Annotated in this window: 11 protein-coding genes; 3 read left to right on the top strand and 8 right to left on the bottom strand. The window is 43.1% G+C overall.

The window, feature by feature from the left end; genetic code table 11:
• Positions 1-45 precede the first annotated feature (45 nt).
• Positions 46-984, top strand: a complete 939-nt coding sequence (locus C0J08_RS18640; RefSeq protein ID WP_212653394.1) for a LysR family transcriptional regulator — start codon at positions 46-48, stop codon at positions 982-984.
• Positions 985-1,071: 87 nt separating this feature from the next.
• Here C0J08_RS18640 and C0J08_RS18645 read toward each other — a convergent pair whose 3' ends face one another.
• From C0J08_RS18645 to C0J08_RS18655, 3 genes are read right to left on the bottom strand one after another with little or no spacing between them, the layout of a single operon-like run.
• On the bottom strand, positions 1,072-2,511 hold the full coding sequence (locus C0J08_RS18645; protein WP_212653395.1) for a M20 family metallopeptidase: 1,440 nt from the start codon (positions 2,509-2,511) through the stop codon (positions 1,072-1,074).
• Between the two features lie 3 nt (positions 2,512-2,514).
• Positions 2,515-3,846, bottom strand: coding sequence for an amidohydrolase (locus tag C0J08_RS18650; protein ID WP_212653396.1), 1,332 nt, complete (start codon positions 3,844-3,846; stop codon positions 2,515-2,517).
• Positions 3,847-3,857: 11 nt separating this feature from the next.
• Complete coding sequence (locus C0J08_RS18655; protein ID WP_212653397.1) at positions 3,858-5,405, bottom strand: AbgT family transporter; 1,548 nt, start codon at positions 5,403-5,405, stop codon at positions 3,858-3,860.
• 147 nt (positions 5,406-5,552) lie between these two features.
• On the opposite strand from C0J08_RS18655, the gene C0J08_RS18660 reads away from it, so the two are divergent.
• Positions 5,553-6,509 (top strand): LysR substrate-binding domain-containing protein, encoded by a 957-nt coding sequence (locus C0J08_RS18660; protein WP_212653398.1) that lies wholly within the window; start codon positions 5,553-5,555, stop codon positions 6,507-6,509.
• On the opposite strand, the gene dsdA is transcribed toward C0J08_RS18660, so the two are convergent.
• From dsdA to C0J08_RS18675, 3 genes are all read right to left on the bottom strand, one after another.
• The gene (gene dsdA, locus C0J08_RS18665) at positions 6,502-7,821 is read right to left on the bottom strand and encodes a D-serine ammonia-lyase (protein WP_212653399.1); all 1,320 of its coding nucleotides are present in this window, start codon (positions 7,819-7,821) and stop codon (positions 6,502-6,504) included. The two genes, C0J08_RS18660 and dsdA, sit on opposite strands and share 8 nt — an antisense overlap.
• 29 nt (positions 7,822-7,850) lie before the next feature.
• A complete protein-coding gene (locus tag C0J08_RS18670; RefSeq protein ID WP_212653400.1) occupies positions 7,851-9,338 on the bottom strand; it encodes an amidase in 1,488 nt (495 codons plus the stop codon).
• A 155-nt stretch (positions 9,339-9,493) separates the two neighbouring features.
• Positions 9,494-10,642 (bottom strand): N(5)-(carboxyethyl)ornithine synthase, encoded by a 1,149-nt coding sequence (locus C0J08_RS18675; RefSeq protein WP_212653401.1) that lies wholly within the window; start codon positions 10,640-10,642, stop codon positions 9,494-9,496.
• Positions 10,643-11,043: 401 nt separating this feature from the next.
• On the opposite strand from C0J08_RS18675, the gene C0J08_RS18680 reads away from it, so the two are divergent.
• Positions 11,044-12,174 carry a DNA alkylation repair protein gene (locus C0J08_RS18680; protein ID WP_212653402.1) on the top strand — a complete coding sequence of 377 codons (1,131 nt, stop codon included), beginning with the start codon at positions 11,044-11,046 and terminating at the stop codon, positions 12,172-12,174.
• A gap of 16 nt (positions 12,175-12,190) precedes the next feature.
• Here C0J08_RS18680 and C0J08_RS18685 read toward each other — a convergent pair whose 3' ends face one another.
• Both C0J08_RS18685 and C0J08_RS18690 read right to left on the bottom strand, forming a co-directional pair.
• Entirely contained in the window at positions 12,191-13,549 is a 1,359-nt protein-coding gene (locus C0J08_RS18685; RefSeq protein ID WP_212653403.1) for a GGDEF domain-containing protein, read from the bottom strand.
• Positions 13,550-13,683: 134 nt separating this feature from the next.
• Positions 13,684-15,018 (bottom strand): GGDEF domain-containing protein, encoded by a 1,335-nt coding sequence (locus C0J08_RS18690; RefSeq protein ID WP_249344375.1) that lies wholly within the window; start codon positions 15,016-15,018, stop codon positions 13,684-13,686.
• Between the last annotated feature and the right edge of the window lie 12 nt (positions 15,019-15,030).

Below are 15,030 nucleotides of genomic sequence, written 5' to 3' on the forward strand. Positions count from 1 at the left end.
ACCATAAAATCTGTAAAAATCTACGAAATTGCAGGAAAAATTACGATGAAAGCTGGATTACGCTTACAAGACACAGCATTACGTTACTTTTTAGAGGTCGCAAGATATGGATCGATTAGCGAAGCATCCGTGCACCTAAATGTGGCAGCAAGCGCTATAAGTAGGCAGATAAATAACCTCGAAGATATTCTTGGAACAACCCTGTTTGAGCGCCGACCACGCGGGATGGAATTAAGTGCGGCAGGCGAAATGTTAGCCGTATACGCGCGGAAGAACGCACTAGAATCGGACAGAGTTGTATCAGAAATTGCCGCTTTAGAGGGGCTAAATAGAGGCCATGTAAACATCTCATGTTCGGAGGGTTTTGCGATGGAATTTTTACCTCGCAACATCGCAAATTTTCGAAAAAAACACGAAGGCATTCATTTTCATATCAATGTCAGTTCGCCAGCAGAAGTATCACGACGCGTAAGTCATGGCGATGCCGATATCGGAATCACCTTAAACTTATCTCCCGCGAAGGACATACAAGTCGCCTACCGCCAACCCTCTCCAGTGGTTGCCGTGGTACATCCATCTCACCCATTAGCCAACAAAAAAACCGTTACGCTTGCGCAATTACAACCCTATCCCATTGCCTTGCCTGAAGAAAATACCACTGTAAGGCAGCTGTTTGATATTTGCTGCAGCCGTCTAAATCTATTATTTGATCCGGTTTTGGTATCGAACAACATGGCGACACTCAATCGCTTTACGACCTACGAAGGCGGTGTTCACCTCGCAGGGGAAATATCCATGCGTCATCAAATCGCCGCCAAAGAACTGATCGCGATTCCCATTCGAGACCGTGGCATGGACATCCGTAATATTGAAGTGCAAACCCTCACCGGCCGCACTTTACCCGCCGCCGTGAGAGTGTTTTTAGATTACATGATAGAGAAACTGCAATCAGAAAAAAATATGCATCATAAGTCCGAAGCTTGAGTTTTATTAACGCTGAAAAACGGCGCTAAATCATCAAACCGATAATTCAGCGCCAAACAAAATAGTTATTTATCCAATAACAGAGTGCTAAGATTGTGGCGTTATATGTACCGGAATCGGACACAAGTAAGGCATCAGATCATTCGATTCTTGCAGTTCTACTTTTGCTTCGGCCAAGAGTTCTGGGTTCAAAAAGAGCTCAAGACCGGTTCCTGCCATGATTTTAGCTGCTAACAACAAGCCTTTATGTGCAACTGAGGTTTTTCCCTGCGATACAGCCTGCCAAGAATGTAAAGAAGTACCTACGGCATAACAAGGCGCAAAACATTGCACTGTCGGTACAACCCAGCTGACATCGCCAACATCCGTTGATCCATAAAGTGTTTTATTATTCGCTTGATAAACCAAAGGTGCTTTTACAGTAGGAGATTCTTTCAAATACTGAAAGGTAAAGGCAGGCTCATGGCTTGCATGCTCGGAAATCCGCTTAATATCCGCTTCAATATCTGCTTGAGTGAAAGACTGGCGAATTTCCTTCATAAACACCATTTCATCTTCTGTGTATTCAGGCATACCTAGCGCCTGAATATATTTATCCATTACACGCTCTAAGCATCTGTTTGGCAAATAGTTAGAACACGCCTTAATAAACTGCACTGACATTTTTGTTTCTGTCATTAAAGCCGCGCCAGCAGCGATGTCTGTTACTCGCTGATAAATATCCTGTAAATCAATCAAATTGGGAGACCTAACCAGATAAAGTACGGAGGCCTCAGCTTGAACAACATTAGGTGCCAATCCACCACTATTAGTGATGGCATAATGAAGTCGTGATTCTTGAGGAACATGCTCACGCAGATAGTTAGCACCCACATTCATTAATTCAACTGCATCAAGAGCACTACGCCCCATATGAGGTGAAGCAGCTGCATGGGAAGCTTTGCCTTTAAAACTAAACTCTGCTTGGATATTCGCCAAGGTCGGTGTGTCGAACATGCCACTAAAGGTGTTTGGATGCCAAGTTATCGCTGCATCAACACCGTCAAAAACGCCATCTCGAACCATAAAGGTCTTGCCTGAGCCTCCCTCTTCTGCAGGACAACCAAAGAAAACAACGGTGCCTGGTAAGTTATGTCTCTGCAAATAGTCCTTAACAGAAAGGGCCGCCGCTAAGGCTGCAACCCCCAGCATATTATGACCACAACCATGTCCATTCCCATTTACTTCAACAGGGTTATGAACTGCACAGCCAGCGTGTTGACTCAGACCGGAAAGCGCATCGTATTCCCCTAAAAAAGAGATGACAGAACCACCATTATTATATTTGGCTACAAAAGCGGTATCCATTCCTGCAACTTTTTTCTCGACCTCAAAGCCTTGTTGGGTAAGATAAGTAATGATCAGCTCAGCAGATTGATGCTCCTCAAAGCGTGTTTCCGCCAGTGCCCAAATACGATCACTTAAATCGATATACTCATCTTGATAACGCTCGATATATTGATAAAGTTGATTAACTTGATCCTCCATTTTCTAGTCCTTTTGATGCTCTTTTGTATAATCTTTAACACTTGCTGTTACCACGCTAAGAAGCAGTGCCGCATTGGTCATTACATCTTCTTGGAAATCAAACTTATCATTATGGTGTCCTGCTGATAGTTCCGTCCCAAAAATAATGTAAGTAGCTTCGCCGCCTTTTTCTTTTACTCTCTCCATCATGTAAGTAGCATCTTCAGAACCCGCGGCCCCATCCATTTGACGGTCTACAACCTTTTCGAAACAACCAAGCTGCTTTGCTTTATCCGCTATAAATTGAACCCACGAAGGAGACGGAATGCTTCGATAAGCGGCACCAACAATGTCTATGTAGTAACTCACATCATACATAGCCGCCGCCCCCGCAATAATGTCTTTACTGCGATCAAACATATATTGGTTTATTTGATTGGTTTCACCTCGGGATTCCACTTTTAAATGCGCGTGTTGAGCAATCACATTTCGTCCCGTTCCTGCATCAATAACCCCCACATTGATTCGAGAAGCCCCTTCGCTATGACGACTAATTGAATGCAAACCTAATGTGGCTTGAGCTGCGGCAAGAAGCGCATTTTTGCCTAACTCAGGATTACCTCCGGCATGGGCAGGATAGCCATGGAAATCCACATTAAACTTCGTGGTCGCCAAAAAGGTGTCGTTTCCACACACCACTTCGCCATTCGGAACGCCAACGCCAAGGTGAATCGCCATGAAGTAATCAACATCATCAACGACCCCCGCATCAGCCATAGACTTGGCCCCCCGCGTGCCTTCTTCCGCAGGCTGAAAAATCAATTTAATTCGTCCGCTTAGTTGTGTTTTGTTCGCCATTAAAAGGTGAGCGACCCCCAAGCCAATTGATGTATGTCCATCATGACCACACGCATGGGTCATATTATGATTAACCGATTGAAAGCCCTGTTCTGCCGGGCGATGTGAGCATTCATGAGATTCTTGTAAATCCAATGCATCCATATCAACTCGAATACCCACAGTTGGGCCGGGACGCCCCGTCTCTAAGGTCGCCACTAATCCTGTGAATCCACCGGAAAAGTACGGCATCCATTTTTCAATCGCTCCTTGCTCTAAAGCGCGTTGTTCATTCTTGAGTAAAACCTCTTCACTTGGCACCCCCATTCTGGACTCAGCGTTAATCACATCACGACCCAAAGCTAAGCGATAACCCAAACGATCCAACTCCTCGGCCACCAATGTAGAGGTTCGAAATTCAACCCAACCAGACTCAGCAAATTTATGAAAATCTCGACGCCAATGAATCATCTTATCTGCGACGGGGTTAAGAGTTTGTTTTAGTAAGGTAGTAGTCATGTAAATCTCCATTATCCGGCTGTAGTCGTTAACATTGGGTAAATGCCAGGCCCAATCGGCAAGCCTGTCACATAGAAAAAGCTCAACAATAAAATCCAAGCAGTAAGAAAGCAGATAGAGTAAGGAAGCAAGAGCACAATAGCCGTACCCACACCTGCCTTCTTGTCGTACTCCCTAAGCAAGGACAGAATGACAACAAAGTAGGGACTTAATGGCGTAATGATATTGGTCGATGAATCCGCAACACGATAAGCCGCTTGAATAAAAGCAGGGTGATAGCCAAGTTGCATAAACATTGGAATAAAAACGGGGGCTTCTAATGCCCATTTAGCAGAGCCACTAGGAATAACAAAGTTAAGTAAAGCCGTCACAATGATGTAGCCAATCATTACAGCCATTCCATCAAAGTGGATCCCTTTCAGGAAATCCGCTCCATTTACAGCCACCCAAGTGCCTAAGTGAGTCCAATTAAAATAAGCAATAAATTGCGCAGCGAAGAAAATTAATACTATGTAGGGCGCCATGTCTGCGACAGCATCAGACATATATTTGGTGGCGTCTTTTGTTTTTTTAATCTTGCCAGTACTCACACCATAAGTGATACCAACGGTGATAAAAAAGAACAAAATAATGGGAATAATGCCTTTAAGAAAAGGAGAAGGAACCAACCCGCCATCAGCATTCTGCAAAGGCGATGAAGGCCAAAAAGCTAACGTCATAATAGCGCCAATATAAAGCACAGCGGCCACTAGAGTATGGCGTAGCGCTTTCTTCTCTACTTCTGGCGCATGGGTTTCAAGCACTCTAGATTTACCTGTGTACTCACCTAAACGAGGCTCGATGACCTTTTCCGTCACCAACACGCCAATCAGAGTCAGCATGAACACAGACACGATATTAAAATACCAATTATCAACAGGGGTCACTTCTATCGAGCTGGACACCGCCTTTGCGGCTTCGGTCGAAATACCAGACAGTAAGGCATCTGTTCCGGCGATAATTAAGTTGGCCGTAAAACCAGCCGCGGCACTTGCAAAACCAGCAATTAAACCGACAACAGGGTGACGACCCACAGACATAAACACCAAGGCAGCCAAGGGCGGTAATACGACCATAGCGGCATCTGATGCAATATTCATCATAATGCCAGCAAAAACCACCGACGTCGTAACCAGTGATCTGGGCGCATTTAATATAGTTCGCTTAACTACACTTTCTAATAAGCCCACTCGCTCAGCAAGCCCTACCCCTATAATCATAGACAGAACAAGACCCAGTGGCGCAAATCCAGTAAAGTTTTTAATCATATTGGTAAAAATAAAAACAATTCCCTCATCCGACAATAAACTTCGAATGAGTAATTCTTTTTGTGATGCTGGGTGAATAACCGAGAGATTAAATTTTTCAGCGATAAAAGAAGCCGCGACAACAATTATCGCGAGAGAAAAAAATAGAATAATAGGATCTGGTAACTTATTACCTACTATTTCTATTTTTTTCATAAGTTTTTCGAGCAAGCTGTTTTTTTGCTCTACATTAAGTTGGCCTTGACTTTGCATCTTTAGTTCCTTTTTATGATATTTAAATACCATTTGATTTTTTCAAGCTGGTGTTCCCCAGCTTGAAAATTAATTTAAAGAGCATTGGTGAAACGAACAAGATATCCAATTCTTTTTGACGATAATCAGAAGTTATCAGGAGCAGACATGGCACTAAAATTAAACCAACTCAAAGCCTTTTCAGAGGTAGCTCGCCAAGGCAGTATAAGAGCCGCTAGTAGAGAGCTAGGTCTATCTCAACCCGCTGTAACAAAAGCCATTAGGGAGTTAGAAGAAAGCCTAGGAGCAAACGTCATTTCAAGGGGGTCACAAGGAATCACCTTGACTAAATGTGGCGATAGCTTGCTACAACATGCCCGCCTGATTCTAGCTGAATTAAATTTGGCGGAAGATTCAATTCAACAAATTTTAGGCAACCAACATGGCAATGTAAGTATCGGCGTGGGGGCAAGTATTGCCTGCGAGTTACTCCCTGACGTCATATTGAAATTTAGACAAGAACATCCGAAGACGAAAATTAAAATAAAAGAAGGTCAGCTAGAAGCACACCTAGAGCAACTGCGTAACGGTGAAATAGATTTTTCGATAAACACCTATCATAGTGGGATAAAAACCAGCGACCTTGTCAAAAGAAAAATTCTCGACATGCCGTTCGTCTTAGTCACAAGAAAAGGCAGCCCCTATGAAAACGCAAGAACCCTAGCTCAACTAGAGAATTGCGATTGGCTTTTACCAACCACTCATAGCAGTTATTTACTCAACCTTTTTGAAAAAATGGCAGAACAGGGTCTCAATATTAATCAATCCATCACTTGTGAATCATATCTTTCAGGTTTAAACATAATAGCAAAAACAGATTGCGTTGCTTTAATGTCAGCCGCTGCAATAAAACAATCCATTCTTTTAAATAATATAACCTGTATAGATTTAAAAGAACCTTTGCCTATTTCCTCGTATTATCTTATGCATAGAAAATCTGTTTCATTAACACCTGTTGCAGAAAAATTAGCCGATTTATTTATAAAACAAGCTCAACCTATATTTAAAAATACATCTCTATTAGAATCATCAACAAATCAAAATGCAGATTACCTTATTATATAAATGCCTTACCTTGCTGATAATACATTGCTCTCTCTTCTTTCGGCACCATATCACCGCCCGTTGCCCAGATGATGTGTGTCGCTTGAGACATTTTGTCCTCAAGTTGATGAGTCGTCTGGTAGTCGCGCCCTTCACTTAGAATACGTAATACACCACTGAAACCCGCAGCAGCAGAGGGTTCTACGGGAATATTTTCACTGTCCACCAGCATGGCTAAGTGACGATACATGGTGCTATCCGAGACGGTATAAACACCGCTAAGTAAAGAATCCATCATAGGCCCAACAAAAGCCGAAGGCCGCCCTACCGCTAAACCATCGGCACAGGTTAGATTATCGATGCCTAATTCTTGTACTGAAATGGCATTATGCAAGCCGGTTTCCATGCCCAACAACATGCACGGAGAATGGGTCGGTTCGGCAAAGAAACAATGCACATGATCACCAAACACCTGTTTTAATCCAAAGGTAATGCCCCCAGGAGCACCACCAACACCACAAGGCAAATAAACAAACAAAGGGTGCTCTGAATCGACAAGAATGCCCTGTTCAACTAGCTGCTTTTGCAAGCGTAAGGCTGCCACACTGTAGCCTAAGAACAAAGAAGTAGAATCTTCATCATCAATAAAATACGCCGTGTCTTTTTGTTGCGCTTCTTGTCTCCCTTGCTCCACGGCAACCCCATAGTCGGCACTGTGTTCAACGACATTCACGCCCTTGCTTTTCAATAAGGCTTTTTTCCATTCTCGGGCATCCGACGACATATGAACCGTCACATCAAACCCCAATTTAGCGCTCATAATACCTATGCTTAAGCCTAAGTTGCCGGTCGACCCCACCACAATTTGATGCTTTGAATACAAATCTCTAAAAGAGGTCGAATCCAATATTCGATAATCATCGCTGGTTTGCAATAAGCCATTGGCCAACGCCAAACGCTCCGCATGTAACAGCACTTCGTAAATCCCGCCACGGGCTTTAATAGAGCCCGCTATTGGCAGTTGGTTATCGCATTTCAACAATAAACGACCTGATAAGCGGCCCTCTGCTTCTTCTAGCAAAGCTTGCTGCATCACAGGAATGGCTTTCAATTCAGATTCAATAATCCCATTAGTCGCTGCGGTTTCGGGAAAGACTTGAGCAAGATAAGGCGCGAAACGTGTGAGTCGATCCGAAGCCTCCAATATGTCTGACATCTGCAAGGACAAAGTTGTTTGCACATCATCAAAGCCAACTTTTTTGGGATTGAACCAAGTCAACTCCTGAAGGGCCACAAGCGACGGCACCACAGGACTAGAAATATAATTTGTCACTTACCTACTCCATAAAAAACGCGAATACATTAGAAGCCCATAAAACCATCCGCATTCTTCAATGCAGGCAAACCAGACAACATAGCAATATCAACTCTTGGTCTTGCTAAATCTGGTGTTTTCTCTAACAAGGTCTCTAAGGACTTAGCAAACGCCAAGGTGGATAAATCATCCCCTCGTCGGCCAATAATCTGCAAACCAAACGGCATGTTATTTTTATCTCGCCCTACCGGCAGAGTAACAGACGGATGTCCCGTTAAGGTCGAAGCATAAGCCATAGAAAGCCAGTGATAGTAACTTTGCGTGGGCTGGCCATCAATCTGCTCGGGATAAAGCTCATGCCAATCTCGCGGACTAATGGTGGTGGTTGGGGCCAGAATAAAATCGTACTCCTCAAAAAACACCTGCCATGCACGATACATAACGGTTTGTTTGTTCAGCGCACTCACCACATCCAATGCACTGTATGACTCGCCTTCTTCAATATTCATTAAAATATTGGGGCCCATTTGATCAGGGTATTGATGAGACAAATCACGATGATGTCCGGAGAAATTCAGCGCTCGTAGCACAGCGAAAATATGATCAGCATGATCACAGTTTGGGTGAGCTTTATCGCATTGAGCGAATACAGAAGCAAACTTATCGATTTTTTCTTGGAAGGATTCTTTAATGAGCTTTTCCGTCATAGCAAAGCCAAAGTCATGGGTCACGGCCACTTTCGCGCTACTCAGGTCGAAGTCCGGTAGGTGACGATACGCATCGGCATTGTGTTGTCCACAACCTTCCACCACCGACACCCAAGGATCACGACGATCAGGACGAATCATTTGTGACAACATCAAGCCAATGTCCTCCACACTGCGTGCCATTGGTCCATTGGTTGGCAGAGGAATTAAGCCAATTGGACGGCTATGACCAGGCACAACACCCGGTGACGGACGAAAGCCCACCACGCCACAAAAAGCCGCAGGATTACGCAAACTGCCTCCCGTATCAGACCCAGTTGCGAGAGGCGTCATCCCACAAGCTAACGCCACAGCCGAACCACCTGACGAGCCTGCGGCTGAGCGGGTCACATCAAAAGGATTGACGGTGGCACCATACACGGCATTACGTGTATTACCACCCGCACTCCATTCAGGGTTATTGGCTTTGCCCAAGGGTAAAGCACCGGCTAGGCGCAATTGAGCCACCATTGGGTCATCTGATGTGGCCATATTGTCTTTGTAAATGGTACTGCCAAAGGTGGTCGGAAACCCTTTTAGATCGACCATGTCTTTTACGCTCAACGGCAGTCCATGCAGAACCCCCAAAGGCTCACCTTTATCAATGACTCTCTGAGCCAGTTTGGCTTGCGCCATTAAACTATCAGGGTCGCATGCAACAATGGCATTAACCGCATGATTCACAGCCTGCATGCGGGAAATGCAGCTCTGCGTTAACTCCATAACAGATAATGACTTTGTGCCCATCAAGCGACGCGCTTCTGCTGCATTTAAATCACACGCTTCCATCCCTACCTTCCTCGTAAACGGTTTAAAGTGTTACCCATAAGGAAAGATGTTAAGCGGCTATAAAGCATCTAAAAAGCGACATAATTCGAAAGAACCCATGCTTTTTAGGCAAGGCATTAAAAACTTACACTAATACCAACTTGTCGACTTCAAGCTTAAGTTTTTAGCGTGGCATAAGGCGATGTCATTTCCCGATGTTGAAAGGATAAGATCAGTGGGTTTTTGATCACACCTTCATCGATGTTTATTGCACGGCGGATGGTTTCGTTTTGCTGCCAATGCTCTCGACCTTCTAAGACGTTTTCTAAGTAGACAATCAAGGCGGCAGAAATCGAGCGTGTGGCGCTTTCCCACAAATAGCTTGGTGTATGATCGACCGCGTAATAGTCGATAGTGTTGTACTGAAACATTGGCTCTTGGAAGCTGGTCGGTTTGGCAAAGAAAAAACCCATACCTTCGTCACAGCTCACATCGATAATCAAACAATTTGGCTTCAACGACTCGGCTTCGGATTCGATAATAAAGTTAGTCGGATGGTCTGTTTCTTGGAAAGTCCCGTTTACTATGATATCCGTTTCTCCGATCAATTCCGTCAAAGGACGAGTCGTTCCGTCGTGCTCAACCACTACCATACGCGCTTCGCCCTTTTGACCTTCGCGAATTTTCACGTAATGGCAATCGAGAACTTCTTCACGGACTTCATGATCTGGTCGCTGAATACAAATGGTAATATCACGAAACCCGTGGGCTTTAAGTGCGTATATCGCACCGCGACTCACAGCACCAAAGCTAAAAATGATGACCTTACGTTGGTTGCCATAATGCCCATCAATGCCTTTTAGCTGCAAAGCATGAATCACCGCGCAGTAGCCAGCCATCTCGTTATTTTTATAAAATGTATGGCGGCCAACTTGTCCCGTTGGCGACCAAACAAACATGTCTTCAAAAGCAATCAAGGTAAGTTTTCGATCCAACGCGGCTTGGGTAATCTCACGCTGCTGAACACAATGAACGTAGCCCCACAAAATGCCACCTTCGCGCAATTCTTCTAAATCGGCCAATACTGGTTTCGCAATAATCACTGCGCCAATGTCAGCAAGAATTTCATGTCGTGTAGCAATACCGCCTGTTTGTGCCGCGATCTCGTCATCTGAAATATTAAACGCGGTACCGTAGCCTTCTTCAAAGATTAAACAATGACGAAGATACTCAGGAATACGCCCTAAATGCTCTGGATGAATGGGATAACGACGCTCATCTGTTTTTCTAGACGTACCGATTACGCCAAAAGTTAATTGACTCATACTGTTTCCTTTAAAAAAATAAAACGTGTTTGAGTTCATAAACGCGTGATCAAAACGCTGACAAACTGATGTTAATGCTTAGAATGAAATGGTTATGTCATCTATTGATGGATAAAAGATATGAAGTGATCTGAAATACATTCTTAGTGGTAAACGCTAGTCGATCATGACGGGTATGGATCAATGCGGAGACAAACCATGGTAACACCAAAGCCAGTCAATTAGTGGTTAATCCTAATATTAGCAATAATAAAGGTGCCACCTTGTTGCGTCTTAGGCAGCAAACAAAGGTATATTGATGATTCCCTATACTCCTGCTCCTGCTCCTGCTCCTGCTGACAAGAACTGACATTAATGGCATATAAGATTAAGTGGTCACTTATTATTTAGGAAACGTAACCATGGCAGAGCCCTTTAAAAACCTATTTAACGTCAATGTGATTACCTCAATGGCAGAACATTTTAAGCGTCATTGGCAAGAATTTAATATGCAGAGTTTTATTGATACGGCAAGCCACCAGCTTGATACATTAGAATTGAAAGCACGCTCTCAACAAATCACCGCTGCGATGAGCCAATATTTACCAAGGGATTTCGAACAGGCGGGGCACATTCTCCTCAACTCGTTAGCCCCTGAATCCGACGAAGAGCAAACGCTCGATGATGGTATAGCTGGTTGGGCGATCATGCCCATGACAGACTATGTGGCCATTCGAGGTCTTGCTCACCATGACTTTTCTATGACGTTATTAAACGCCATGACGCGACGATTTACCGCTGAATTTAGCATCCGTTTTTTCTTATTGGATTCCCCTGATGAAACCTTGAAGATACTTAAGAGCTGGCTCAAGGACGACAATAAACATGTTCGACGTTTAATCTCCGAAGGGACTCGACCTAGATTGCCCTGGGCTATGCAGTTACCAAGTTTCATCCAGAACCCAGCACCCGTGATTGAATTGCTTGAAGACCTAAAAGACGACCCAGAAGAATATGTACGTCGTTCTGTGGCGAACAATCTCAATGACATTGCTAAAGATCATCCAGAGCTTGTGGCCGATATCGCAAAAACCTGGATGCAAGATGCCGACGCAAACCGTCAAAAACTCATTCGCCATGCTTGCCGAACCTTGTTAAAACAAGGCAACCGTAAGGTGCTTGAAGTATTTGGTTATGCCCCACCGCAGCTGAGCAATATTAAACTGGAGATACAAGACAAGCAGGTAAGGCTAAATAGCCACCTTGAATTCTCCTTGCTGATTGAATCCACCAGCAAACATAATCAATCATTAATGATTGATTATGTTATCCATCACCAAAAGAAAAATGGCAAAACAGCCCCCAAGGTATTTAAGTGGAAAAAAGTCGTTTTACCAGCAGGAAAGAACCTCTCAATGAGTAAACAACACCTCTTTAAGCCCGTCACCACTAGAGTGTATTACGATGGTCTACATGAAGTGGAGATTCTCATCAATGGTCAGTTCATTGCCAAAGACAGCTTCTGTTTATCCACACTTTCTTCAGAAAAATAGATCCATTTAGCAATTTTTATCCCGAAACGACGGTGTTTCTACCTGTGCCTTTGGCTTTGTACAAGAGTACATCGGCGCGTTTGACTATAAGCTTTTGATCATCTGCATCTCGATACTCTGTCACTCCTAAGCTGATGGTAAAATGCGGCACATTATCTTTGTAAAAAGAGTCAATTTTTGCTCGCAGTTCTTCGGCGAGAACCGTTGCATCAGCAAGATGGGTATTTCTAAGCAGGACAGCAAATTCTTCACCTCCGATGCGGAATAAGACATCTGTCTCACGCAGACGCTGGCGGAGAATTTTTACTAACAACTTAAGTACATTATCGCCTATATCATGACCGTAAGAGTCATTAATCTTTTTAAAGTGGTCTACATCCAATAGAATCAAACTAAAATGATGTCCACGCTTAGCAAGCGCCAGTTCATCTTTAATTTGTTCATCCCATTTGTGTCGATTATAAGCTCCTGTCAGTTTATCCCGCGTCGCTAATTCTATTAATTGGGTTTCCACTTCATCACGGTTTTCCCTTTCCATAGAAAATCGCCCCATTAGGAGTTTTAAGTCTTTTTCAAGCTCGTCCAATTCATCCAGCCCTCTATGGCGTGTTGTCACTTTGCCACCATCAAGAGAAATCGATCGATGCAGAGTTTCTATTTGACCACGCAGCGAGCCTACTTTTCGACGAAAGGTCAAGATCGTATAAAGCGTTAAATAACCGCCAATGGCAAAAGCGGAAACACCCAATAAAGCGTTAATAATCATAAAATTACGCTCTTGCTTTTCAACTGTCGCAGCGACTTGTTGCGTCAACTGATCGATATCAGCAAGAAAATGATCTGTTTGGGTGTCTAATAGAATGTCTTGCTTTTCCAGTGCTCCCCAGTTGCTTTGAAAGCTTTCACGCCCTTGTTTTATTAGGTGTGAAAATAATTTTTCAAAACTCAAACGGTGACTGTGAAGGGTATTTACCTTTTGAATTAATGACTGATGATCACTCTGTTTTATACGAACACTGCCATACTGCATACCGTTGTGAAGTATGCTGATGGCCTTATCAAGCCCAACAGCAAGTTCTTGGCTAAAGTTATTAAAGCCTTCCACACTTTTTGTTCGCAGCGATTCATTATCAAAAAAAGCTTGGCCTTGCTGGCGTATTGTTTCCACCAGAATATGCTGTTTAAGCTGCAACATTTCTATATCAGCAATAAGTTCAGATAGTGGAACGTCGATCTCAGCAACTTCATGCATTTCAGTATAAATTTTCTGCGTTTGGTAGGCTGAATAAAGAATGACCACAAAGAGAAATGACAAAAGAATAAACGACAAGCTACTAACTTTTCGTGTCATAGAGACATTTAACCAATTCAACATAATGGATTCTTGTAAGCACTAAAAAGAAAATAAAAGAGGAGTATAGAGCACACTCTCACTCCTGATGAAAAGACATATTAGCATAATTAAATATGTCCAAAGTGAGGATATAAAAGCAAAAATGGCGATAAGTATTAACCAGTTTGAACTTGATTTCGTCCTGCTCTTTTCGCTTCATAAAGTAATACATCGGCGCGCTTCACAATGCGCTCTTGATCGTCAAAGTCTTGATACTCAGTGACGCCCAAACTAATAGTAAAAGCCGGCACCTTGTCTTCGTTTAGTGATTCAACGTTTTTACGCAATAACTCAGCTAGTTTACTCGCATTAGCAAGATGCGTATCTCTTAGCAAAATGGCAAATTCTTCACCACCAACTCTAAACAAAACATCCGTTGCCCGCAGTCGTCTTCTCAGACAATGCACCAATGATTTTAAAACACAATCGCCGACATCATGGCCATGACTGTCATTAATTTTTTTAAAATTATCCACATCCAGCATGATCAAACTAAAATAGTGTCCCCGATTAGCCAGAGCCAGCTCATCCTTAATTTGTTCATCCCATTTATGACGATTAAAAACCCCAGTTAATTTATCTCGAGTAGCCAGTTCTAGGAGTTGTGTTTCAACTTCATCGCGGTTTTCTTTTTCCAGAAACAAGCGTTCCATTAAGATTTTTAAGTCTTTTTCCAGCTCATCGAGTTCATCAGATCCTTTTTTAAGCACAATTCGCTCATTTTCTTCCGCAGAAATTGAACGGTGTAGAGAATCAATTTGACCTCGTAAAGAGCCAACTTTACGACGAAACGATAAGATAGTGTAGAGAGTCAAATAACCACCGATGGTAAAAGCCAAGAAACCTAATATGGCATTTATTATCATAAAATGATGTTCGTGCTGCCTCACCGTTGCGGCCACTTTAATGGTAATTTGATCAATATTCACAAGCAGTTTATCGGTCTCGTCGTCCAGCAAGTAATATTGTTTTTCCAATGTATCCCAAGGATGTCCAAGGCCTTCATTGGCACGCTTTAAAAATAGCGAAAATGCATTTTCAACACGGATTCTGTGTCCTTGTAAGGTTTTTATGTGTTGAATTAAGGATTGATGGTCAGCCACATTAATTCGAACACTGCCAAATTTCATTCCCATATGAAGAATGCTCATTGCCTTGTCGAGTTGTAACGCTAATTGGCGGCTAAATTCATCGAAACCTCTGACGCTGTTAGCCTGTAATGCTTTATTGGTAAAAAAGTCTTCGCCTTGCTGTCGTATGGTTTCCATTAATAAATGCTGCTTAAGCTGCAAAATTTCGACATCGGCAATGACTTGAGAAAGAGGAATATCAATCTCGGCAACCTCTTGCATTTCCTTGTAGATTTTCTGCGTTTGGTACGCTGAATAAAGAATGACTACAAAAAGAAACGACAAAAGAATAAAGGAAAGGCTCGTTATTTTTCGCGTCATTGAGAAATTTAA

Source organism: Marinomonas sp. CT5 (genome assembly GCF_018336975.1).
In the GTDB taxonomy this organism is placed as follows: Bacteria; Pseudomonadota; Gammaproteobacteria; order Pseudomonadales; family Marinomonadaceae; genus Marinomonas.

Coding starts and splice junctions, on each gene's coding strand:
- C0J08_RS18640 (WP_212653394.1), top strand. CDS start 46: ATGAAAGCTGGATTACGCTTACAAGACACAGCATTACGTTACTTTTTA.
- C0J08_RS18670 (WP_212653400.1), bottom strand. CDS start 9,338: ATGGAAGCGTGTGATTTAAATGCAGCAGAAGCGCGTCGCTTGATGGGC.
- C0J08_RS18660 (WP_212653398.1), top strand. CDS start 5,553: ATGGCACTAAAATTAAACCAACTCAAAGCCTTTTCAGAGGTAGCTCGC.
- C0J08_RS18675 (WP_212653401.1), bottom strand. CDS start 10,642: ATGAGTCAATTAACTTTTGGCGTAATCGGTACGTCTAGAAAAACAGAT.
- C0J08_RS18650 (WP_212653396.1), bottom strand. CDS start 3,846: ATGACTACTACCTTACTAAAACAAACTCTTAACCCCGTCGCAGATAAG.
- C0J08_RS18645 (WP_212653395.1), bottom strand. CDS start 2,511: ATGGAGGATCAAGTTAATCAACTTTATCAATATATCGAGCGTTATCAA.
- C0J08_RS18690 (WP_249344375.1), bottom strand. CDS start 15,018: ATGACGCGAAAAATAACGAGCCTTTCCTTTATTCTTTTGTCGTTTCTT.
- C0J08_RS18685 (WP_212653403.1), bottom strand. CDS start 13,549: ATGTTGAATTGGTTAAATGTCTCTATGACACGAAAAGTTAGTAGCTTG.
- C0J08_RS18680 (WP_212653402.1), top strand. CDS start 11,044: ATGGCAGAGCCCTTTAAAAACCTATTTAACGTCAATGTGATTACCTCA.
- C0J08_RS18655 (WP_212653397.1), bottom strand. CDS start 5,405: ATGCAAAGTCAAGGCCAACTTAATGTAGAGCAAAAAAACAGCTTGCTC.